The sequence below is a fragment of the Variovorax sp. V118 genome, from assembly GCF_041154445.1.
Classification (GTDB): Bacteria; Pseudomonadota; Gammaproteobacteria; order Burkholderiales; family Burkholderiaceae_C; genus Variovorax; species Variovorax boronicumulans.
The window spans coordinates 4,059,812-4,080,386 of record NZ_AP028663.1; the positions used below are offsets into that span (position 1 = coordinate 4,059,812).

General features: G+C 68.6%; 19 protein-coding genes. 6 read left to right on the plus strand and 13 right to left on the minus strand.

What is annotated here, in order from left to right:
• Positions 1–16: 16 nt before the first annotated feature.
• The 4 genes from ACAM52_RS18890 to ACAM52_RS18905 form a co-directional block, all read right to left on the minus strand.
• The gene (locus ACAM52_RS18890) at positions 17–904 is read right to left on the minus strand and encodes a neutral zinc metallopeptidase (RefSeq protein WP_095946773.1); all 888 of its coding nucleotides are present in this window, start codon (positions 902–904) and stop codon (positions 17–19) included.
• Positions 905–1,016: 112 nt separating this feature from the next.
• Positions 1,017–1,583, minus strand: coding sequence for a dCTP deaminase (gene dcd / locus ACAM52_RS18895; RefSeq protein ID WP_062477547.1), 567 nt, complete (start codon positions 1,581–1,583; stop codon positions 1,017–1,019).
• An 85-nt stretch (positions 1,584–1,668) separates the two neighbouring features.
• A complete protein-coding gene (gene guaD / locus ACAM52_RS18900) occupies positions 1,669–2,955 on the minus strand; it encodes a guanine deaminase (RefSeq protein WP_369644277.1) in 1,287 nt (428 codons plus the stop codon).
• Between the two features lie 102 nt (positions 2,956–3,057).
• Positions 3,058–4,173 (minus strand): BMP family ABC transporter substrate-binding protein, encoded by a 1,116-nt coding sequence (locus tag ACAM52_RS18905; RefSeq protein WP_369644278.1) that lies wholly within the window; start codon positions 4,171–4,173, stop codon positions 3,058–3,060.
• On the opposite strand from ACAM52_RS18905, the gene ACAM52_RS18910 reads away from it, so the two are divergent.
• The gene (locus ACAM52_RS18910; RefSeq protein ID WP_369644279.1) at positions 4,172–5,110 is read left to right on the plus strand and encodes a hypothetical protein; all 939 of its coding nucleotides are present in this window, start codon (positions 4,172–4,174) and stop codon (positions 5,108–5,110) included. The genes ACAM52_RS18905 and ACAM52_RS18910 overlap by 2 nt on opposite strands.
• Before the next feature lie 89 nt (positions 5,111–5,199).
• Here ACAM52_RS18910 and ACAM52_RS18915 read toward each other — a convergent pair whose 3' ends face one another.
• A complete protein-coding gene (locus ACAM52_RS18915; RefSeq protein WP_369644280.1) occupies positions 5,200–6,027 on the minus strand; it encodes an SDR family NAD(P)-dependent oxidoreductase in 828 nt (275 codons plus the stop codon).
• A 104-nt stretch (positions 6,028–6,131) separates the two neighbouring features.
• Positions 6,132–7,079, minus strand: coding sequence for a GlxA family transcriptional regulator (locus tag ACAM52_RS18920; protein WP_159277960.1), 948 nt, complete (start codon positions 7,077–7,079; stop codon positions 6,132–6,134).
• 175 nt (positions 7,080–7,254) lie between these two features.
• Between ACAM52_RS18920 and ACAM52_RS18925 the strand changes: the two genes are divergently transcribed.
• A complete protein-coding gene (locus tag ACAM52_RS18925) occupies positions 7,255–8,514 on the plus strand; it encodes an MFS transporter (RefSeq protein WP_369644281.1) in 1,260 nt (419 codons plus the stop codon).
• Here ACAM52_RS18925 and ACAM52_RS18930 read toward each other — a convergent pair.
• The 3 genes from ACAM52_RS18930 to ACAM52_RS18940 form a co-directional block, all read right to left on the minus strand.
• On the minus strand, positions 8,504–11,062 hold the full coding sequence (locus ACAM52_RS18930) for a penicillin acylase family protein (RefSeq protein ID WP_369644282.1): 2,559 nt from the start codon (positions 11,060–11,062) through the stop codon (positions 8,504–8,506). The genes ACAM52_RS18925 and ACAM52_RS18930 overlap by 11 nt on opposite strands.
• A 121-nt stretch (positions 11,063–11,183) precedes the next feature.
• Positions 11,184–11,993, minus strand: coding sequence for a helix-turn-helix domain-containing protein (locus ACAM52_RS18935; RefSeq protein ID WP_369644283.1), 810 nt, complete (start codon positions 11,991–11,993; stop codon positions 11,184–11,186).
• 88 nt (positions 11,994–12,081) lie between these two features.
• Positions 12,082–13,035 carry a LysR substrate-binding domain-containing protein gene (locus ACAM52_RS18940; protein ID WP_369644284.1) on the minus strand — a complete coding sequence of 318 codons (954 nt, stop codon included), beginning with the start codon at positions 13,033–13,035 and terminating at the stop codon, positions 12,082–12,084.
• 105 nt (positions 13,036–13,140) lie between these two features.
• Here ACAM52_RS18940 and ACAM52_RS18945 point away from each other — a divergent pair, with 105 nt between their 5' ends.
• Positions 13,141–14,451: an MFS transporter gene (locus ACAM52_RS18945; RefSeq protein ID WP_369644285.1), complete on the plus strand. Its 1,311-nt coding sequence runs from the start codon at positions 13,141–13,143 to the stop codon at positions 14,449–14,451.
• On the opposite strand, the gene ACAM52_RS18950 is transcribed toward ACAM52_RS18945, so the two are convergent.
• Positions 14,412–15,479 carry an adenosine deaminase gene (locus ACAM52_RS18950; RefSeq protein WP_369644286.1) on the minus strand — a complete coding sequence of 356 codons (1,068 nt, stop codon included), beginning with the start codon at positions 15,477–15,479 and terminating at the stop codon, positions 14,412–14,414. The genes ACAM52_RS18945 and ACAM52_RS18950 overlap by 40 nt on opposite strands.
• A gap of 234 nt (positions 15,480–15,713) precedes the next feature.
• Between ACAM52_RS18950 and fabA the strand changes: the two genes are divergently transcribed.
• From fabA to ACAM52_RS18965, 3 genes are all read left to right on the plus strand, one after another.
• A complete protein-coding gene (gene fabA, locus ACAM52_RS18955; RefSeq protein ID WP_095744206.1) occupies positions 15,714–16,229 on the plus strand; it encodes a 3-hydroxyacyl-[acyl-carrier-protein] dehydratase FabA in 516 nt (171 codons plus the stop codon).
• Positions 16,230–16,239: 10 nt separating this feature from the next.
• A complete protein-coding gene (gene fabB / locus ACAM52_RS18960; RefSeq protein ID WP_369644287.1) occupies positions 16,240–17,460 on the plus strand; it encodes a beta-ketoacyl-ACP synthase I in 1,221 nt (406 codons plus the stop codon).
• Between the two features lie 104 nt (positions 17,461–17,564).
• Positions 17,565–17,957: a nuclear transport factor 2 family protein gene (locus ACAM52_RS18965; protein WP_307694530.1), complete on the plus strand. Its 393-nt coding sequence runs from the start codon at positions 17,565–17,567 to the stop codon at positions 17,955–17,957.
• Positions 17,958–17,963: 6 nt separating this feature from the next.
• On the opposite strand, the gene ACAM52_RS18970 is transcribed toward ACAM52_RS18965, so the two are convergent.
• From ACAM52_RS18970 to ACAM52_RS18980, 3 genes are all read right to left on the minus strand, one after another.
• The gene (locus tag ACAM52_RS18970; RefSeq protein WP_307637302.1) at positions 17,964–18,341 is read right to left on the minus strand and encodes a hypothetical protein; all 378 of its coding nucleotides are present in this window, start codon (positions 18,339–18,341) and stop codon (positions 17,964–17,966) included.
• Positions 18,342–18,430: 89 nt separating this feature from the next.
• Positions 18,431–19,600, minus strand: coding sequence for a BMP family ABC transporter substrate-binding protein (locus ACAM52_RS18975; RefSeq protein WP_062477516.1), 1,170 nt, complete (start codon positions 19,598–19,600; stop codon positions 18,431–18,433).
• Positions 19,601–19,652: 52 nt separating this feature from the next.
• Positions 19,653–20,573 (minus strand): ABC transporter permease, encoded by a 921-nt coding sequence (locus ACAM52_RS18980; RefSeq protein WP_070061710.1) that lies wholly within the window; start codon positions 20,571–20,573, stop codon positions 19,653–19,655.
• Between the last annotated feature and the right edge of the window lie 2 nt (positions 20,574–20,575).

The window sequence follows — 20,575 nt, forward strand, 5'->3', positions numbered from 1 at the left end:
TCTCGGGAGACAATCTTTACAGATTGCGCGCGTTGAAGGTGTCGCAGGACTTCATTTCACCCGTCTGATAGCCCGTGCCGAACCAGCGTTGGCGCTGTGCACTGGAGCCGTGGGTGAAGCTGTCGGGCACCACGGCGCGGCCTGCGGAACGCTGCAGGGCGTCGTCGCCGATCTTCTGTGCGGCGTTCATGGCGGCCTCGATGTCGCCCGGGTCGAGCCACTTCTTCGACTCCTGCGAGTGGTGCGCCCACACGCCCGCGAAGCAGTCGGCCTGCAGCTCGACGCGCACGCTGATGGCGTTGTTCTGCGACTGGCTCAGGCGCCCGCGCATGCCGTCGACCTTGGCGGTGATGCCCAGTTCGTCCTGCACGTGGTGGCCGACCTCGTGCGCGATGACGTACGCCTGCGCAAACTCGCCCGGTGCGCCGAGCTGGTTCTTGAGGGTGTCGTAGAACGCCAGGTCGATGTAGACCTTCTTGTCGCCCGGGCAGTAGAACGGCCCCATGGCCGATTGACCGGTGCCGCAGGCCGTGGGCGTGGCGCCGCGGAACAGCACGAGCCGGGGCGCCTGGTAGCTGCCGCCGCTCTTGCGGAAGAGATCGGTCCAGACCACCTCGGTGTTCTTCAGCACGGTGGAGACGAAGGCCGCCTCGCGATCGCCGGTGGGCGGCTTGGGCGCGGGGCCTTGTTGCTGTTGCTGCACCTGGACCGGGTCGCCGCCCCCGCTGAGCAGGCTCAGCACGGTGAGCGGGTTGATGCCGAAGATCCAGCCGGCGATGAGCGCGACCGCGATGGTGCCGATGCCGATGCCGCGCCCGCCGATGAAGCCACCGCCTCCGCCGCCACCCCCGCCGTCACGGCGGTCTTCGACGTTGTCGGATTGTTCGTTGCCTTCCCATCTCATCGCAGTCTCCTTGCCGGCTTGCTGAACGGCGTATTTGCCGGAACGTCGCAGGATGGTACTTGGCCCGGCCGCCCGGAACGTAACCGGCGGTCAGGATGCCTGTATCAGGCTGTCAGGTCTTGGGCAGCGTGACGCCGCGCTGGCCCTGGTACTTGCCGCCGCGGTCCTTGTAGCTGGTCTCGCAGACCTCGTCGCTCTCGAAGAACAGCACCTGGGCGCAGCCCTCGCCCGCGTAGATCTTGGCGGGCAGCGGCGTGGTGTTGCTGAACTCCAGCGTCACGTAGCCTTCCCACTCGGGCTCGAACGGGGTCACGTTGACGATGATGCCGCAGCGCGCGTAAGTGCTCTTGCCCAGGCAGATGGTCAGCACGTTGCGCGGGATGCGGAAGTACTCCACCGTGCGCGCCAGCGCGAAGCTGTTGGGCGGGATGATGCAGTAGTCGCCGTGCATGTCGACGAAGCTCTTCTCGTCGAAGTTTTTCGGGTCGACCACCGTGCTGTGGATGTTGGTGAAGACCTTGAACTCGGGCGCGCACCGGATGTCGTAGCCGTAGCTCGAGGTGCCGTAGCTGATGATCTTGTGGCCGTCGTTCTCGCGCACCTGGCCCGGTTCGAAGGGATCGATCATTCCTTCGTTCTCGGCCATGCGCCGGATCCATTTGTCGCTCTTGATGCTCATATGCGCTCGCTGATGCTGCTGCGGGGGAAATCGGGGCCGAATTGTGGCATGGGCGCCCTGCGCGCCCTCCCCCCGCAGGCGCCGCTCAGCCCGCCTGCGAAATCACCGTGCGCTCGACCAGCCGGTCGTCGCCCAGCACGATCATCGCGAACAGCAGCTCTTCGAGGTTGTTGGCCAGCGAGGTCTTGCGCGCCAGGAGCGGCGTGGCGGACGGGTTGAGCACCAGGAAGTCGGCCTCGCAGCCCGGCTGCAGGTTGCCGACCACGCCGCCCAGCCCCAGCGAGCGCGCGGCGCCGCCGGTGTGGTGCCACCACAGCCGCGAAGGCGCGATGCTCAGGCCGGTCTTGGTCTGGCCCTCGCGACCGACGTAATACGCGGCCAGCATGGTGTGGAAGGGGCTGAAGCTGGTGCCGCCGCCCACGTCGCTGGCCAGGCCGTAGGGCTGCTCGAGGCGGTCGGCCGCGCCGAAGTCGAAGAAGCCGCTGCCCAGGAACAGGTTGCTCGTGGGGCTCACGGCGGCGGCCGTCTTGGTCTCGTGCATGAGCGCGCGGTCGGTGTCGTCCAGGTAGATGCAGTGGGCGTACACCGCGCGCTCGCGCAGCAGGCCGAAGTCGGCGTACACGTCGAGGTACGAGCGCGACTTGGGGTACAGCTCGCGCGCCCACTTCACCTCGTCGCGGTTCTCGGCCACGTGCGACTGGATCCAGGTGTCGCCGTACTGCGCGGCCAGCTCGCCGGCACCGCGCATCTGCGCGTCGGTGCTGGTGGGCGCAAAGCGCGGTGTGATGGCGTAGCCCAGGCGGTCGACGTTGTGCCACTTGCGGATCAGCGCCTCGGTGTCGAGCAGGCTCTGCTCGGTGTCGTCGCGCACGCCGTCGGGCGAGTTGCGGTCCTGCAGCACCTTGCCGGTGATCATGCGCAGCTGGCGGCGCTGCGCGCTCTCGAAGAAGGCGTCGACCGAGGCGACGTGCGAGGTCGCGAAGGTCAGCGAGGTGGTCACGCCGTTGCGCAGCAGCTCGTCGAAGAACACGTCGGCCACCACGCGCGAGTGCGCGGGGTCGGCGAACTTGCTTTCGGCCGGGAAGGTGTAGTTCTCGAGCCAGGGCAGCAGGCCGGCGGCGGGCGCGCCGATGATGTCGGTCTGCGGGTAATGCACGTGCATGTCCACGAAGCCCGGCGCCAGGATGCGGCCCGGCAGGTGGGTGGTGTGTGCGCCGGCATGGCGCTGCGACACGTCGGCATGGCTGCCGGCGTCGAGCACGCGCTGGCGGCCGGTGCTGTCGGGGGCGACGACCAGCAGGCCGTCTTCATCGAAGACGGGCAGGCCGGCGGCGTCGAATCGCAGGAGGGAGGCGCGGTAGGCTTTTTTCATCGTGGATTCGGAGGGTAATCCAGCCCCGGACGGCGGGAATTGCCCTGCGCGTATGAGTGCTATACGCGCAACGCTCTCTTCAGGCGGGGCAAGAGGCCGCGCTCAGCGCGTCACCCGCCCCTGCACGCCCTCGGCCAGCCAGTTCATCTGCAGGATCTGTTCGTCGCTCAACTGGGCGCCCTTGGCGATCGCGACGCGGCCTTCGTTGTCGCGCACATCGGCCGCCACCGCGCGGAACGGCTGCAGCTTGCCCGCCGCGATGTCCTTCTGCCGCGCCTGCACCTCGTCCTGCACGGCCTTGGGTACCTTGGTGCCGAAGTCGCCGACGCGGATCATTCCTTCCTTCACGCCGCCCCAGAGGTTGCCGCTCTTCCAGGTGCCGTCGAGCACGGCCTTCGCGCGTTGCGTGTAGTAGCCGCCCCACTGGTGCGTGACCGCGACGATCTGCGCGTCGGGCGCGATCTTGCGCATGTCGGAGTGGTAGGCCACGGCCATCTTGCCGCGCTCCTGCGCGGCGGCCATCACGGCGGTGGAGCCGGTGTGGAAGGCGAGCACGTCGGCGTTCTGGTTGAACAGCGCCATCGCCGCATCGCGCTCCTTCGGCGGATCGAACCACTCGTTGAGCCACACCACGATCACCTTGGCCTTCGGGTTCACCGAGCGCATGCCGAGCGTGAAGGCATTGATGCCCTGCAGCACCTCGGGAATCGGAAAGCCCGCCACGTAGCCGGCCACGTTCGTCTTCGTCATGCGCCCGGCCGCGATGCCCGCGAGGTAGCGGCCTTCGTAGTAGCGGGCGTTGGCGGTCGCCACATTGGGCGCGGTCTTGTAGCCGGTGATCGATTCGAACTTCACGCCGGGAAAGTCCTTCGCGACCTTCAGCGTCGGCTCCATGTAGCCGAAGCTGGGCGTGAAGATCAGCTGGCTGCCCTGCTGCGCAAGGTCGCGGATCACGCGCTCGGCGTCGGCGCCTTCGGGCACGTTCTCGACGAAGACGGTGTTCACGCGGGGGCCCAGCGCGGCCTCGACGGCCTTGCGGCCTTCTTCATGCTGGCGCACCCAGCCGGCATCGGTGACCGGCGTGACATAGACAAAGCCGACCTTCAGCGCATCCTTGGCGAGAGGCGGCTTCGACGGCGCGATCTGGGACAAGGCGGGAGATAAAAAGCAAGCGGCTGCCAGCGCCAGAACGGCGCGGCCCGCGAGGTTTTTGTACATGGTGGTCCTCTACATGGCCCCGGAAAAGCAAAACCCCGCAGCAGGCCGGGGCGCCCTGCTGCGGGGTTCGGATTTTAATGCCGCAGCCTCCCGCCAGCCATGGCCGCCGCAGAACGCGAGCGCATCCTGCCGAACAGACGCATCGGATGCGGCGGCCAGGAACGCCGCACACTCACTACGATCCGTGCCTCCGCATCACACCCTGCCAGCCATGACCCTCAGCATGCATTTCGACTTCACGCCGCTGCCACGAACGCCCGTGCTCGAGCCATGCATCGTCGCCAACGCGGCGGGCTACGACCTCTTCACCAACGAAACCGTCACCCTGGCCTTCGGCACGAAGTGCGTGATGGTGAAGACCAAGAACCGCGATCCGATCCCCTTGCCCTACTTCGAGCTGGCCGAGCTCACGATCGAGAACCGCGAAGTCGTGACAACGGGCGAGACCACGCAAGGCCTGGCGGGTCGGGAACACATCTCCGCCACGACGCAACCGACCCTGCAGAGCTTCATTTCCTTCGTCACGCATCTCGGCGAACTGCACCTGTTCTACCGCGGCATGCCGCCGACCGTGCTGCGCATGGCACTGGCCGAGGCCTTCGCCGTCTGGCGCCAGCACCAGCCGGAATGGCTCGAGAAACGACGCAAGGTCGTGGACGCCTATGCCGACAGCGAAGGACTGGACGCGCAGACACGCGACGCGCTGAAAGCAAGGTTGCTGACGCCGATCGTGCCGCCTGCGTCGGCCGCGCCGCTCTCGTTTCCTTCCGCCGGCTTCCCCACCGATGACGTGCTGGCGCCGGACACCTTCGACCCCGCGACCCGCCTTGGCGTGTGCCCCTCGTGCAATGCGGAGATTCCGTACTTCTCCGACGAATGCCCCCAGTGCCGGGCACTTTTCGGACCGGACTCCGCATGGCAGGTGCGGCCGCTCTGACCGACCCTGAAGTGAAGCCAGGCTGGCGGAGTTCCCGGGGCACGTCTTCTTCGTGTACGACCGACGGCCTCACCCACCGAACGCAGGCGTCATGCCAGTAGCGCGGTGGCACCAACGCCATAGCGCGCCGCCGGCGCCGTGCTCGACAACCTGCCCGACATCGCACGCCGCGCCGCGTCGAACGCATCCCACTCGGCCAGATCAGGCAGCGCCGGAATCGTGACCTGCTCGCCCTGGTCGAGCCCCGCGAGGGCCGCGTCGACCATATCCTGCGCCGTCATCACGATCTCCTTGGGCAGGTGCGCCATCGGCACGCCCGCGACGCCCCAGAACTCGGTGGCCGTCGCGCCGGGCAGCACCGCCTGCACGCGCACGCCCTTGTCCTTCAGTTCGTGCTGCAGCGACTGGCTCAGCGCCAGCACGAAGGCCTTGGTGCCGCCGTACACGCCGTTGAGCGTCTCGGGCGAGATCGCCACGATGGAGGCGATGTTCACCAGCGTGCCGCCGCCGCGTTCGACGAAACCCGGCACAGCCGCGTAGGTGAGCCGCGTGAGCGCGCTCACGTTGAGCTCGATCATGTCCTCCATCTTGTCGATGTCCGAGCCGAGCAGCGGCCCGGCGGCGCCGAAGCCGGCGTTGTTCACCAGCAGGGTGATGTCGCCGCGGGTGCGCAGCACGGCCTCCACGGACGCGATGTCCTTCCGGTCGGACAGGTCGGCCGGAAGAACCTCGACCTTGCGCCCGGTCTCGTCAGAGAGCTTCGCGGCCAGCGCGGCAAGGCGCTCGCGGTTGCGCGCCACCAGGATCAGGTCGAAGCCGCGCCGCGCGAGACGGTCCGCGTACACGGCGCCGATGCCCGACGACGCGCCGGTGATGAGGGCCGTGCCCTTGTTCGGATTTGCTTGGGTTGCAGTCATGGAGTTTCCTTCGTCGCCACGGGTGTGTGGCCGTGGGGAGAAGTCTCTTCCTGCAAGGCGATGGCGTAAATGTCATATAAGCCACCTTTCAGGACATACGCTGCTCAAGCCGTCGCGGCCTCCCGACGGGCCACGCGACGCACGCTCTGCGGCGGATGCCCCAGCGTGCGCAGGAAGGCGCGGCGCATGCGCTCGGGGTCGCCGAAGCCCGTTTCGCGCGCGACCACGCCGAGCGCGAGGCTGCCCTCGTCGATCAGCGCGCGTGCCGCCTCCACGCGCAGGTTCTCGACCGCGTGCGCCGGCGACTGCCCAGTCTCGGCCTTGAAGGCGCGGCTGAACTGGCGCGGGCTGAGGTGCGCGACCTCGGCCAGTTCGTCCACCGACAGCGTCTCGCGCAGGTTGGCGCGCGCATGCACCAGCGCCTTCTGGATGCGGTCCGACTTGGGTGCCAGCTCGAGCAGCGCGGAATGCTGCGACTGCCCACCCGCGCGGCGGTGGTACACGACCAGCTTCCTCGCCGCGAACCGTGCCGCCTCCACGCCGAGGTCTTCCTCCACCAGTGCCAGCACGAGGTCGATGCCCGCCGTCATGCCGGCCGAGGTCCACACCGGCCCGTCGTTGATGAAGATGCGGTCGGGCTGCACCTTGACGGCGGGATGGCGCTTCTGCAGCTCGCCCGCAAAGGACCAGTGCGTGGTCGCCCGGCGTCCGTCGAGCAGGCCCGCGTCCGCCAGCCCGAAGGCGCCGGTGCAGATGCTGGTCACGCGGCGCGCGTTGCGCAGCCCCGCGCGCAGGAAGCGGCACATCTTCTCGGACGTGGGCGCGATGAAGAGCGCGCCGCTCATCACCAGCGTGTCGAACTTTCCCGTGCCGAAGCGCTTGCTGTCGGTGACCACGCCCGACGAGCTGGTCACGGGGCCGCCCTCTTCCGACAGCAGCTCGACCTGGTAGACCTGCTTGCCGGCGTGGATGTTCGCGAGCTCGAACGCGGCAATGGCAGCGAGGTCGAGGATCTGGAAACCGGGGAAGACGAGCATGCCGATGCGTTTCATGGCCATGTCCTGAAAAGAGGGTTATTGGAGGTAGCAGACGCAAGGCTAGACCAACCCGTCCCACCGCGCCAGCGGGAGGGATACGGCCTGCGCCCTTCCCGCACGGCGATGGGTGCCCCCACCAATCGGCAAGCGCCAGCCCGCGCGGGTCGTCCCACAATGGGCGTTCCCCACCATGACCAACCCGACGACAACGACAACAGGCGCCCCCACAGCCGAACCGGGCGCCCACGCACACTGGCAGCGCAACCTCGCCGTCTGCATGTTCGGCACCTTCACGACCATCATCGCGATGACGCTGCTGCTGCCCTTCCTGCCGCTGTACGTCGAGCAGCTTGGCGTGAAGGACCACGCGGCCATCGTGCAGTGGTCGGGCGCGGCCTATGGCGCCACCTTCCTGAGCGCCGCGCTGGTCGCGCCGCTGTGGGGCCGGCTGGCCGACCGCTACGGGCGCAAGCCGATGCTGATCCGCGCAAGCCTCGGCATGGCCGTGGCGATGGCGCTGATCGGCCTCGCGGCCAACGTGTGGCAGCTCGTGGGCCTGCGGCTGCTGGCGGGGCTGCTCGGCGGGTACGCCTCGGGCTCGATGGTGCTGGTCGCCACGCAGACGCCCAAGGACCGCACCGGCTGGGCGCTGGGCACGATGTCGTCGGCCATCATGGCGGGCAACCTCGTGGGGCCGCTGGTGGGCGGGGTGCTGCCGCCGCTGGTCGGCATCCGCAACACCTTCTTCGCGGCGGGCGCGATGATCTTCATCGCCTTTCTCGCGACGGCCTTTCTCATCCGTGAAGAGAAGAAGGCGCCTTCCGCAGCGAAGCAGCGCGGCGCCTCCGACGACACCGGCTGGGCCGCCGTGCCCGACAAGCGCCCGCTGGTCGCGATGCTCTTCACCGGCATGCTGCTGATGCTGGCCAACATGTCGATCGAGCCGATCATCACGGTCTACGTCGCCACGCTGCTCGACGACCCGCAGCGCGTGACGATGATGGCCGGCCTCGTGATGTCGGCTGCGGCACTCGGCAGCATCCTCTCGGCCTCGCGGCTGGGCAAGCTGGCCGACCGCGTGGGGCACTGGAACGTGATCGTCGGCTGCCTCGCGGTGTCGGCGCTGCTGCTGGTGCCGCAGGCCTTCGTCACGTCGGGCTGGCAGTTGGTGGTGCTGCGCTTCCTGATGGGGTTGTCGCTCGGCGGGCTGCTGCCCTGCATCGCGAGCGTGATCCGCCACAACGTGCCCGAGCGCGTGGCCGGCAACATGCTGGGCTACTCGACGTCGGCGCAGTACGCGGGCCAGGTGGCGGGCCCGCTGCTGGGCGGCTTCGTGGGCGGGCACGTCGGCATGCGCGCCGTGTTCCTCGGCACCTGCGTGCTCATGGCCGCAGGCGCCGGGTGGAACTGGCTCGCGCAGCGCGCCGCCGCGTCGTCGGCTACTCGCTGACGACGGCGCTGCGGTAGGCCGCGTCGGCCTTGATCTCCGCTTCGGAGAACGGCACCTTCAGCCACTGCCCCGCGCTGTAGGCCCGGGTGTAGTCGGCGTTGTGTGCCGAGGCCGGGTCGTCCGACAGCGAGAACGTGAGGAAGGTGTGGGCCTCCACGCCGCCTTCAGGGAAGCGCACGATGTGCATGTAGCTGTTGCCGTTCGGGTTGAGGTCCATCGTGTAGCCGCCCTTGTCGAGCCGGTTCTCGGAGCAGGCGATGGTGAAGTAGCCCGGGCCGCCGCAGCCGCCGTACAGCGGGATCTTCTGGCCGCCGCGGGTGGCGAACAGGTAGTCGCCGCGCGCGGCGTTCTCGGCGAAGCCGCTGGCCTGCACGCGCGCCACGGCGGCACCGAAGGCCTGCTGCAGCGCGGGGGCGGCGGCGGGCTTCAGGTCACGCGGGGTGCGGACCGGGTCGGCCGGGTTGAAGGGCACGCTGTACAGGTCGGCCGCCGGAATGCGCGAGGCGCGGCTCCAGAACTCGTCCCACACATGCGCACCGCGCGCACCCGCAACGCCAGTGCCGTTCCAGTCCTGCAGCGCGCTGCAGGCCGCAGAGACATCGATGTCGCGGCCGATGGCCTCGCTGGTCAGCGGATCGGTGGCGACGTTGATGGTGGCCTTCGCGCACACCAGCGGCAGCGCCTGCATCTTGAAGAGCTCGGCCGTCAGCGCACGGCTGTCGAGCACCATGCGCTTCACGGTGTCGGGCGTGGCACCCCGCGCGCCGTGGCTGTCGGTGCCGTCGATGCGGCCTTGCGCGAGCAGGTGGCCCAGTCGCGTGCGGAAGGTCACGGGGTCGGTGCCGGCCGGTCCCATGATGTCCGGGAAGCCGGTGAGTGGCGCCTTCGGGTTCGCCAGCCAGTAGCTGTCGTTCATGTTGGCCACGTAATCGTCGCGCAACAGGTTGGGCATGCGGGCGGCGCCGAGCGCGCCCTTCTGCGCCGAGTCGGCATCGGTCTGCCAGTCGCAGGCGCTGCGCGAGCCGTCGAGCACCGGCACGCGTGCGAGGGCCGGCACGGCCTGCAGCGCCCCGCCGATCGGGCTCTTGCTCGAACAGGTCGCCATCTGGTCCGTCGACACGTTGGGCACCGCGCCGATGTCGGCATACCAGGCCTTGGCGCTGCCCCGGCCCACGGCCACGGTGTTGACCCACGGAATGGCGGCTTCTTCGCGCTGGATGGCAATGAACTCGTCGAGTGACTTCGCCTGGCTCCAGCGAAGCCAGTTGCGGAAGGTGCGGAAGTTCTGGTCGTTGATGTCGCGGATCGCGTAGGCCATGGTGGTGGTCCACGGCGGCAGCTTGTCGCTGAGGTACTGCAGGTTGATGATCGGTCCGTACTCGGACTTGTAGAGCGTGCGCGTCATCGGCGTCACGCTGCCGTCGGCCTGCTTCACCTGCACGGTGATCTCGCGGGCCTGCATCTTCACCACGCTGCCGTCGCGCATGTAGCTCGTCGGGTCGCCCGAGGCCAGCTGCAGTTCGTAGAAGCCGAAGCGCTTGGCGGTCGAAACCGTGTGGCTCCACGCGATGTTGTCGTTGAAGCCGATCAGCGTCACCGGGATGCCGAGGAACGAGGTGCCGCTCACATTGAGCTTGCCCGGAATGGTGAGCTGCGCCTGGTAGAAGCGGTCGGGCCCGCGCCAGTACCAGTGCGGGTTGCCGAACAGCAGCGGACTCGCGTCGCCGGTGGCGGCGGTGCCAAAGCCGATCATGTTGCTGCCCACGCCCTCTTCGCCGCCGACCTGCAAGGGCACGGCGAGATCGCGCGCGGCGAGCTGCAGCCGCGCCTCCTTCTTCTTGCTGCTGGTGCTGCGTGCCGCGACCTTCGTCGGCGCCGCGGGCACGGGCGGGGTCGCGTTCGCGATGTGCGCCAGGAAGTTGCTGTAGCCGCCCGCCAGGTTGGTCGCGTACATGCGGCGGTAGATGTCCTCGGCGGTGATCGGCTTCACCCAGGCGTCGGTGCGGCAGGCGGCGTGCGCGCTGCCGCCGGCCTTCAGGTCACGCAGGTAGCGGTTGTAGCCCGCGGCAAAACCTTCCACCAGCCGCTGCATGTAATCGGCCTGGGCATTTGTCATCTGCTGCAGCACATCGGGCGAGATGACGTGGCGATGGAAGAAGTCGGAGTCGATGTTCTTCGGCAGGCCGATGGTGCTGCTGGCCACGAGCTTCGCGTCGGCGCCGAAGTACTGCGAGCGCTCGCCGCGGTAGGTGAGGAACGAGTCGGCCATGGTGCACAGGTTGTCTTCGGCCTGCGCGTAGCCGTAGCCATAGCCGAGGTCGGGCCAGTCGGCGGCCTTGATGTGCGGCACGCCCATCGTGGTGCGGCGGATCTCGGCCTTGTAGGCGTTGTTCTCTGCGGGCGGATTGCCGCCCGTGCCGGGGAAGAAGGGAAAGCTACTGCTGCCACCGCCTCCGCCGCCACCGCAGGCGGTCAGTGCGGCTGCGGCCACGAGCGCAAGCCAGAGTGATCGCGGCGTTGCGCCGCGCAGGAAAGTCCGAGGTCTCATGCTGTCTCCAGTTGGATGGGCGCTCTCTTGACGGAGCACCGCACAGCTTAGGCACGCCGGCGTGCCGGGGCTTGAACGCAGCCGCTGTCCTGCGCCGCGCCTGGAGACCTTCGAAGGCGCCTCAGTGCGCGAGGCCACGCCCCCACGCGTGCGAGGCCTGCTCGTCGGCCGTCACGCGCACCTGGTTCGACAGGAAGGACGGCGACAGGCCGAAGTAGCGCTGGAAGGTGCGGCTCATGTGCGCCGCGTCGGTGAAGCCGCTGACCAGCGCCACGTCGGTCAGCGGGCGGCGCGCGGTGAACTGCTGCACCGTGCGGCGCACCTTGGTCCACAGCGCATAGCGCTTGATCGACACGCCCACCTGCTGCGCGAACAAATGCGTGAGCCGGTCGGGCGAGAGAAAGGCCAGTGCCGACAGCTCGCGCAGCGGGATCTGCCCCGCATGCGTGCGGATGGCCTGCAGCACGCGGTCGATGCGCGGGTCGATGGCGGCCTGCAGCTCGGGGCTCTCGGTGATCGACGTGACCAGCTTCGCGCTCAGCATCTGCAGGCGCCGGTCGGACAGCGCGCCGTGCTGCGCCGGCTCGAAGTCGTCGCGCGTGCGACCGAAGCGGCGCGCGTCGATCGGCTGGATGCCGTGGCCGCCCATGTGCCGCGCGAGCATGCGGTAGGCGCTGGAGGCCGGGTCGAGGTTGAGCGACAGCAGCCCGCAGCCGTCGACGTCGAGCCGGCGCGACACGTGCGGCCCCACCAGCGCGGCGGTGCAGCGCACGCGCGTGCCATCGACCGCCTCCAGCGTGAAGGGGTGGCCGCTCACCGACGCCAGCAGCGTGGCCGACGAACGGGCCGTGAGCCCCGACTGGATCGCCGGCGTGATGTAGAGGAACCTGTCGTCCCACAGATGCAGGGAGTTGTGCCGCGTAATGGTCATGCCGCCTCGCTTGGGTCTTGTCTCTTGTACTTGTCTCCAGCGGCGGATTCTCACGCATCGCGGCGGCGGCCCGCGCAAGGGCCTGCGCTCAGCGGGGTTGCACAGTCTCGACCTGCAGATGCTGGCGCACGGCCTCCAGCAGCAGCGTGGCCAGCCGGCTCGCCGGCGCCTCGGCGCGGGCCTGCGCGCGGTACAGCACGAGCGAGATCTGCGGCAGCGCCGGCAGCGAGAGCACCGAGCGATCGAGCGCGCGCACCTGCGAGGGCAGGCCGAACGGCGTGCGCACCGTAAGGCCCAGGCCGGCCGAGGTCGCGGCCCACAGCGCCGCCAGGCTGGCGCTGCCGAAGGCGCGGCGCCACGGCAGGCCGGCGCGGTCGAGCGCGGTGATGACGATCTCGCGCAGCGGGCACGGGGCGTCGAGCATGATGAGCGGCAGCGGCTCCTTGCTCTTCACGGCGCGAACGCCCGCGCGGTGCTCGCGCTCGGTCCACCAGGGCGCATCGACGCGCTCGGGCGCCGTGGGGCCGATCCACAGCAGCGGCAGCCGCGCCACGCGCTCGGCATGCGGCGACAGCGGCTGGTCGCCCGCGTCCCATGCCAACGCCAGGTCGAGCTGGCCCAGCTCGAGCCGCTCGCGCAGCTCGCCGCTGCGCGCCACGCAGGCCTCGATGCGCACCTTGGGATGGGCGCGCGCGAAGCGGCCGAGCACGGCCGGCAGCAGCGTCTCGCCGAAGTCTTCCTGCAGGCCCAGCCGCACCCAGCCCTGCAGGTCGGCGCCACGCAGGGCGGCGCTGGCCTCCTCGTTGAGCTCGAGCATGCGGTGCGCGTAGGCCAGCAGCGTCTCGCCGGCATCGGTGAGCGCCAGGCCGCGGCCCTCCTTGCGGAACAGCACGGTGCCGGCCTGCGACTCCAGCTTCTTGAGCTGCGCGCTCACGGCCGAGGTCGAGCGGCCCAGCTTGTCGGCCGCGCGCGCGTAGCTGCCGAGGGCCATGCCGGTGGAAAAGGTGCGCAGCACGTCGAGGTCGAACATCACCTGGGTCATCGCGGGTCCTTGCATGAGCTTCTGGATCATCCTGAATTTCAGGACGATCCACTCATTATTTTCTGATTTTCAAAACCTTTGCAGCGGCGGACACTGCGCTGCAACATGACCCATTCGCCCTCCTCCACCCCGCTGTCGCCCCGCCACCGCTGGAAGGTGCTCGCCGCCGGCGTGGCCGCCAACGCGGCCTTCTCGGTCGCCTTCAGCGGCATCCCGATGACCGCCGTGCTCATGCGCACCGGCTACCAGCTGGACAACGCCGCGCTCGGCCTGGTGCTCGGCCTCATGGGCCTGGGCATCGCCGTGAGCGAGCTGCCCTGGGGCCTGCTGACCGACCGCTGGGGCGACCGCCCCGTGCTGCTGGCCGGGCTGGGCAGCACGGCGATCGCGCTGGTCGCGATGGCGCTGTGGGCCGCGCCGGGCGCCGGCCATGTGCCGGGCCTCGGCGTGCTCGGCGCGGGGCTGCTGCTGGTGGGCCTGCTCGGCGGCAGCGTGAACGGCGCCAGCGGGCGCGCGGTGATGACCTGGTTCGACGCCGGCGAGCGCGGCCTGGCCATGAGCATCCGCCAGACCGCCGTGCCGATGGGCGGCGGCATCGGCGCACTGGTGCTGCCCTTCGTGGCGCTGCACTTCGGCTTTGCCGCGCTGTACGGCCTGCTGGCGCTGCTGTGCGCGCTGAGCGCGGCGATGAGCTGGGCCTGGGTGCACGAGCCGCCCATCGTGCCGCACCCGAAGACCACCGAGGCCGCCGCACCGAAGACCGGGCCGCTGCGCGACGTGCGCTTGTGGCGCATCGTGGCCGGCATCGGCATCCTGTGCGCGCCGCAGTTCGCGGTGCTGTCCTTCGGCACGGTGTTCCTGCACGACTTCGGCCACGTGGGCCTGGGCACGATCACCGCCGCCATGGTCTTCGTGCAGGTCGGCGCGATGGCGATGCGCGTGTGGAGCGGCCGCTGGACCGACCGCCGCCGCAACCGCCCGGCCTACCTGCGGGCCTGCAGCGCGCTCAGCGTGCTGCTGTTCGCGGGCCTGGCCGCGCTGGTGATGGCGGCGGGCACCGAGGCACCGCCCCTGCCGCTGCGCCTGGCGCTGATCGCGCTGCTGGCCGTGAGCGGCGTGTGCGTGTCGGCCTGGCACGGCGTGGCGTACACCGAGCTGGCCACGCTGGCCGGCGCGGCGCGCGCCGGCACCGCGCTGGGCATGGCGAACACCAGCGTGTTCCTCGTGTGCTTCGTCACGCCCTTTTCGATTCCGCACCTGCTGGCGCTGCAGGGCTGGCCGGTCGTGTGGCTGGCGGCCAGTGCGTGTGCGCTGGTGGCCGTTCCGCTGCTCGTGCCGCGCAAGGCCGATCCCGGCGCCTGCACGGCCGAACTGGCTCAGAAGGTCGCGAAGACGGCGTTGAGCCGGTCGACGTAGGCGCGCTTGGCCGCCGCGTCGATGAAGCTGCCCTCGAAGCTGTTCGCCGCGAGCTGCCAGGCCTGCTGCACGCCCAGGCCGGTCGCTGCGAAGGTCTGCGTGAAGTTCTGGTTCATGTAGCCGCCGAAGTAGGCCGGGTCGTCCGAGTTGACGGTGGCGACCAGCCCCGCCTCGAGCAGCGCGCCCAGGTTGTGCTGCGACAGGTCGGGGAACACGCACAGCTTGAGGTTCGACAGCGGGCACACGGTGAGTGGAATGCGGTCTTGCGCCAGCCGCTTCATCAGCGCCGGGTCCTTCGCGCTTTGCACACCGTGGTCGACGCGCTCGACCTTCAGCACGTCGAGCGCGCTCCACACGTAGGCCGGCGGGCCCTCTTCGCCCGCGTGCGCGACGAGGTGGAAGCCCAGTTCGCGGCAGCGTGCGAACACGCGCGCGAACTTCTCGGGCGGATGGCCGACCTCGCTCGAATCGAGCCCCACGCCGATGAACTTGTCGCGGTACGGCAGCGCCTGCTCGAGCGTCGCGAAGGCTTCTTCCTCGCTCAGGTGGCGCAGGAAGCACAGGATGAGCGAGGCGCTCACGCCCAGCTTCGGCAGCGCATCGACGCAGGCGCGGTGCAGGCCGTTGACCACCGTTTCCATCGCCACGCCGCGCGCCGTGTGCGTCTGCGGGTCGAAGAACATCTCGGTGTGCACCACGTGGTCGGCGGCGGCGCGCTCCAGGTAGGCCCAGGCCATGTCGTAGAAGTCCTGCTCTTTCAGCAGCACGCTGGCGCCGGCGTAGTAGATGTCCAGGAAGGTCTGCAGGTTGGTGAAGGCATAGGCCTTGCGCAGTTCTTCGACGCTGGCATACGGAATCGAGACACCGTTTCGCTGCGCGAGCGCAAAGATCAGCTCGGGCTCGAGCGAGCCTTCGATGTGCATGTGCAGCTCGGCCTTGGGCATGGCGCGCAGCAGCTCGGGCAGGCGTTCGGCGGGAATGCGCTGCGCAAAGCTCGGGTCGAACAGGGGGCGGCTGGAATCGGTCATGGGGCGTGGAAAATCGACGTTGTGATCGCGCACAGCATAAGGGCAGACACCCTGCGCGGCATCCCCGAAAACGTATACGCTGCCAGCCCCATTTCCCCCAAACTGATCTGGGTCAAATCGGGCCATGGCGGATGCGCTAGGCTTGGACCCCGGCAGGCCCGGCATCGGGCGTGTTCCCTCCAATCCGCGCGCAGCGTGCATTCGTGCCCCTGGCGCCGTCCTTGATCGACTCGCATGACCCTACAAAACGCCTTCACCCGCGAAGACCTGCTGCGCTGCAGCCGCGGCGAACTGTTCGGCCCCGGCAACGCACAGCTGCCCGCCCCGAACATGCTGATGGTGGACCGCATCACCCACATCAGCGCCGAGGGCGGTACCTACGGCAAGGGCGAACTCACGGCCGAACTCGACATCACGCCCGACCTGTGGTTTTTCGCCTGCCACTTCGAAGGCGACCCGGTCATGCCGGGCTGCCTGGGCCTGGACGCCATGTGGCAGCTGGTGGGCTTCTTCCTCGGCTGGCAAGGCTTGCCGGGCCGCGGCCGGGCCCTGGGCTCGGGCGAAGTGAAGTTCACGGGCCAGGTCCTGCCGACCGCCAAGCTCGTCACCTACAACATCCAGATCAAGCGCGTGCTCAAGGGCAAGCTGAACCTGGCCATCGCCGACGGCTCGGTGAGCGTCGACGGCCGCCAGATCTACACCGCCGAGGGCCTGCGGGTCGGCGTGTTCACTTCCACCGACAACTTCTGAGGGTTTCGCCATGCGACGCGTCGTCATCACCGGTCTGGGCATCGTTTCGTGCCTGGGCAACGACAAGGAGACCGTCTCCGCCAACCTGCGTGCCAGCCGCCCCGGCATCCGGTTCCAGCCGGCCTACGCCGAAATGGGCCTGCGCAGCCAGGTGGCCGGCTCCATCGACCTTCCCCTCGAAGACCTCATCGACCGCAAGCTCTACCGCTTTGTCGGCCACGCGGCGGCCTACGCCTACCTGGCCATGAAGGACGCCATCGCCGATGCCGGCCTGACCGAGGAGCAGGTGTCCAACCCGCGCACCGGCCTCATCGCCGGCTCGGGCGGCGCCTCCACGCTGAACCAGATGGAAGCGCTCGACCTGCTGCGTGAAAAGGGCGTCAAGCGCGTCGGCCCCTACCGCGTGACGCGCACCATGAGCAGCACCGTGTCGGCCTGCCTGGCCACGCCCTTCAAGATCAAGGGCCTGAACTACTCCATCGCCTCGGCCTGCGCCACCAGCGCGCACTGCATCGGCAACGCCATGGAGCAGATCCAGATGGGCAAGCAGGACATCGTGTTCGCCGGCGGCGGCGAGGAAGAACACTGGACCCAGTCGTTCCTGTTCGACGCCATGGGCGCGCTGTCCACCAAGTACAACGACACGCCCGAGAAGGCCTCGCGCGCCTATGACGCCGAGCGCGACGGCTTCGTCATCGCCGGCGGCGGCGGCATGGTCGTGGTCGAGTCGCTCGACCACGCACTGGCACGCGGCGCAAAAATCTACGCCGAAATCGTCGGCTACGGCGCCACCTCCGACGGCTACGACATGGTCGCGCCCAGCGGCGAAGGCGCCGTGCGCTGCATGCAGATGGCCCTCTCGACCGTCGACACGCCCATCGACTACCTGAACACACACGGCACCTCCACACCCGTCGGCGACGTCATGGAAATGAAGGGCGTGCGCGAAGTCTTCGGCGACAAGGCGCCGGCCATCAGCTCCACCAAGAGCCTGTCGGGCCACTCGCTGGGCGCCGCCGGCGTGCACGAGGCGATCTACTGCCTGCTGATGATGGAAGGCCACTTCATGGCCGGCTCGGCCAACATCGAGGCGCTCGACCCCGAAGTGGCCGACATGCCCATCCTCACCGCGACGCGCGAGAACGCCACGGTCGACACCGTGATGAGCAACAGCTTCGGCTTCGGCGGCACCAACGCCACGCTGGTGCTCAAGCGCTGGCAAGGCGCGTAAGCCTGCCACCTGCCGGCCCCGTCGCGCCCGCGACGACGGGCCCGCAGGCGCTTCGCTAGACTGGGTTTTCCGTTCTTCCATCCATCCACCGCGCGAGGAGACCCATGGCGATCGACACCCTTTCCACCTGGCACCGGCTCGTCAAGACACGCGACGTGGCGGGCCTCGATGCCCTGCTGGCCGACGACGCCGTCTTCCTCTCGCCCGTGGTGCACCGACCGCAGGTCGGCAAGGCGATCACGAAGCAGTACCTCGCCGCGGCCTTCCAGGTCTTCTTCAACGAGAGCTTCCGCTACGTGCGCGAACTCCAGGGCCCGACCGATGCCGTGCTCGAGTTCGAACTCGAGCTGGACGGCATCGCCATCAACGGCGTGGACATGATGAAGTGGAACGCCGAAGGCCGGATCACCGAGTTCAAGGTGATGCTGCGGCCGCTGAAGGCGGTGAACCTGATCCACCAGAAGATGGCGGCGCAGTTGCAGGCGGCTGCGCAATAAGCCCGTTCAGGGGCAGGCCAGTTCCGTCTTGGCCACGGCGCACAGCCGGGCCTTCTCGGCTGCGGGCAACGTGAGCCCCGGCATCAGCCCGTCCAGCCGCAGCACCGCCGGGTAGAGGCGCGTGTCCTGCGGGTTCTTGCGGTAGGCGCGCAGCACCAGCTGCTGGCCTTCCTTGCCGCAGTGCTGGCGCTGCTGGCGCGCCACTTCCTTGTCGTGCGCCGAACCGTCGCCGTTGAATTCGCCGGCGAAGTGAAAGCACATTTCCGCGTCGTCCACGGCCTTGCGCAGGCGCTGCTCTTCCTTCGAGAACGTCGGCGGTGCGGCGAACGACATCGACACGGCCAGCAGTGCCGCGCCTGCCGCCATGACCCCTTGCAGCTTCATGGTGTGAATCCTTTTCCTGAATGAAATGAAAAAAGGGCCGTCCGCAGACGACCCTTCTCGTGGCAATCGCCGAAGCGATCGATCAATGATTACTTCTTGTCGCCGCCCGGCACCTTGCCTTCGACGCCCTTGACGTAGAAGTTCACGCCCGACAGGAACTTGTCGTCGGCGACCGCGTCCTTGGCGATCAGCTCCTTGCCGTCCTGGCCGACGATCGGGCCCTTCCAGATCGAGAAGCTGCCGTCCTTCAGGCCCTTCTTGATTTCCTCGACCTTGGCCTTGGCTTCGGCGGGCACGTCTTCGGCGATCGAGACGATGTCGATCGCGCCTTCCTTCACGCCCCACCAGGTCTGGCCGGTGGCCCACTTGCCGTCCAGCGCGTCTTGGGTGGTCTTGATGTAGTACGGCGCCCAGTTGATGATGGCCGAGCCCAGGTGGGCCTTCGGGCCGTAGGCGGTCATGTCGGAGTCCCAGCCGAAGGCGCGCTTGCCCTTCTCTTGGGCGGTCTTCAGCACGGCCGGCGAGTCGGTGTTCTGGAACAGCACGTCGGCGCCGCCGTTGATGAGGGCGGTGGCGGCTTCGGTTTCCTTGGGCGGGCTGAACCACTCGTTCACCCACACGACCTTGGTCGTGATCTTCGGGTTGACCGACTGCGCGCCCAGCGTGAAGCTGTTGATGTTGCGCAGCACTTCAGGGATCGGCACCGAGCCGACCACGCCCAGCGTGTTGCTCTTGGTCATCGAACCGGCGATCACGCCGGCCATGTACGCGCCTTCGTAGGTGCGGCTGTCGTAGGTGCGCATGTTCTCGGCGGTCTTGTAGCCGGTGGCATGCTCGAACTTCACGTCCTTGCTGTCGTTGGCGACCTTGAGCATGGGTTCCATGTAGCCGAAGGTGGTGCCGAAGATCAGCTTGTTGCCCTGGCCCACGAAGTCGCGGAACACGCGCTCGGCGTCGGCCGACTCGGGCACGCTTTCGACGAAGGTGGTCTTGATCTTGTCGCCGAATTCCTTCTCGAGCGCCTTGCGGGCGTTGTCGTGCGCGAAGGACCAGCCGCCGTCGCCCACGGGACCGACATAGGCGAATGCGATGTTCAGCGGGGCCGCCGGTGCGGGAGCCGGTGCGGCCGCGGGGGCCGGCGCCGGCGATGCTGCGGGGGCGGCCGCCTCTTCCTTCTTGCCGCAGCCGATGAGGGCCGCCGAAGCCACCGCGGTGAGGGCGGCGAGCTTGAGAAGGGAACGCTTGTTCAGATCATTCATTGTCGAAATCCTCGGAAGAAAAGGACGGGTTGGCAAAAAAACGAGAACGCGATTATGAGCCGGGGTAGAACGGTTTCCCCATCGATGCCGGCATGTTGATGCGGATGAAGGCGGGGTTGCGCGAGATCAGCGCCAGCACCACGATCGGCGCAATGTACTGGGCCATGCTGAGGAACTGCGAGGGCACGTCGACGCCGCTGCTTTGCAGGTGGAAACCCAGCATCGAGACGCCGCCGAACAGGTAGGCGCCGAGCAGCACGCGGATCGGGCGCCAGGTGGCGAACGTAGTCAGCGCCAGCGCGATCCAGCCGCGGCCGGCGACCATGCCCTCGACCCACAGCGGCGTGTACACGGTCGACAGGTACGCACCCGCCAGGCCGCACAGCGCGCCGCCCGCGATCACCGCCAGGAAGCGGATGCGCCGCACCGGGTAGCCCAGCGCATGCGCCGACTCGGGCGACTCGCCCACCGAGCGCAGCACGAGGCCGGCGCGGGTGCGGTACAGGAACCAGATGAGCCCGATGGTCAGCAGCACGGCCACGTACACCATCGGGTGGTGCCGGAACAGCGCCGGGCCGGCCAGCGGAATGTCGGCCAGCACGGGAATGGCGAAGGGCGTGCTCTCGGGCAGCTTGGCCTGCACGAAGCTGATGCCCGCGAAGGCCGAGAAGCCCACGCCGAACAGGCTCAGCGCCAGCCCCGTCGCGTACTGGTTGGTGTTGAGCCAGATCACCAGCACGCCGAAGAAGGCCGCGAGCAAGGCACCGGCCGCCATGCCGGCCAGGAAGCCGAGCCAGGGGTTGTGCGTGATGACCACCGTCGCGAAGCCCGCGATGGCGGCGCACAGCATCATGCCCTCGGCGCCGAGGTTGACGACGCCGGCCTTCTCGTTGATCAACAGGCCCAGCGCCGCGATGGCGAGCACGGTGCCCGCGCTCAGGGTCGAGCCCAGCAGGAGTGCGTAGCTTTCCATGG

Coding starts and splice junctions, on each gene's coding strand:
- ACAM52_RS18965 (WP_307694530.1), top strand. CDS start 17,565: ATGGCGATCGACACCCTTTCCACCTGGCACCGGCTCGTCAAGACACGC.
- dcd (WP_062477547.1), bottom strand. CDS start 1,583: ATGAGCATCAAGAGCGACAAATGGATCCGGCGCATGGCCGAGAACGAA.
- ACAM52_RS18945 (WP_369644285.1), top strand. CDS start 13,141: ATGACCCATTCGCCCTCCTCCACCCCGCTGTCGCCCCGCCACCGCTGG.
- ACAM52_RS18935 (WP_369644283.1), bottom strand. CDS start 11,993: ATGACCATTACGCGGCACAACTCCCTGCATCTGTGGGACGACAGGTTC.
- guaD (WP_369644277.1), bottom strand. CDS start 2,955: ATGAAAAAAGCCTACCGCGCCTCCCTCCTGCGATTCGACGCCGCCGGC.
- ACAM52_RS18925 (WP_369644281.1), top strand. CDS start 7,255: ATGACCAACCCGACGACAACGACAACAGGCGCCCCCACAGCCGAACCG.
- ACAM52_RS18940 (WP_369644284.1), bottom strand. CDS start 13,035: ATGACCCAGGTGATGTTCGACCTCGACGTGCTGCGCACCTTTTCCACC.
- ACAM52_RS18890 (WP_095946773.1), bottom strand. CDS start 904: ATGAGATGGGAAGGCAACGAACAATCCGACAACGTCGAAGACCGCCGT.
- ACAM52_RS18910 (WP_369644279.1), top strand. CDS start 4,172: ATGGTGGTCCTCTACATGGCCCCGGAAAAGCAAAACCCCGCAGCAGGC.
- ACAM52_RS18970 (WP_307637302.1), bottom strand. CDS start 18,341: ATGAAGCTGCAAGGGGTCATGGCGGCAGGCGCGGCACTGCTGGCCGTG.
- ACAM52_RS18920 (WP_159277960.1), bottom strand. CDS start 7,079: ATGAAACGCATCGGCATGCTCGTCTTCCCCGGTTTCCAGATCCTCGAC.
- fabB (WP_369644287.1), top strand. CDS start 16,240: ATGCGACGCGTCGTCATCACCGGTCTGGGCATCGTTTCGTGCCTGGGC.
- ACAM52_RS18930 (WP_369644282.1), bottom strand. CDS start 11,062: ATGAGACCTCGGACTTTCCTGCGCGGCGCAACGCCGCGATCACTCTGG.
- ACAM52_RS18915 (WP_369644280.1), bottom strand. CDS start 6,027: ATGACTGCAACCCAAGCAAATCCGAACAAGGGCACGGCCCTCATCACC.
- ACAM52_RS18980 (WP_070061710.1), bottom strand. CDS start 20,573: ATGGAAAGCTACGCACTCCTGCTGGGCTCGACCCTGAGCGCGGGCACC.
- ACAM52_RS18905 (WP_369644278.1), bottom strand. CDS start 4,173: ATGTACAAAAACCTCGCGGGCCGCGCCGTTCTGGCGCTGGCAGCCGCT.
- fabA (WP_095744206.1), top strand. CDS start 15,714: ATGACCCTACAAAACGCCTTCACCCGCGAAGACCTGCTGCGCTGCAGC.
- ACAM52_RS18975 (WP_062477516.1), bottom strand. CDS start 19,600: ATGAATGATCTGAACAAGCGTTCCCTTCTCAAGCTCGCCGCCCTCACC.
- ACAM52_RS18950 (WP_369644286.1), bottom strand. CDS start 15,479: ATGACCGATTCCAGCCGCCCCCTGTTCGACCCGAGCTTTGCGCAGCGC.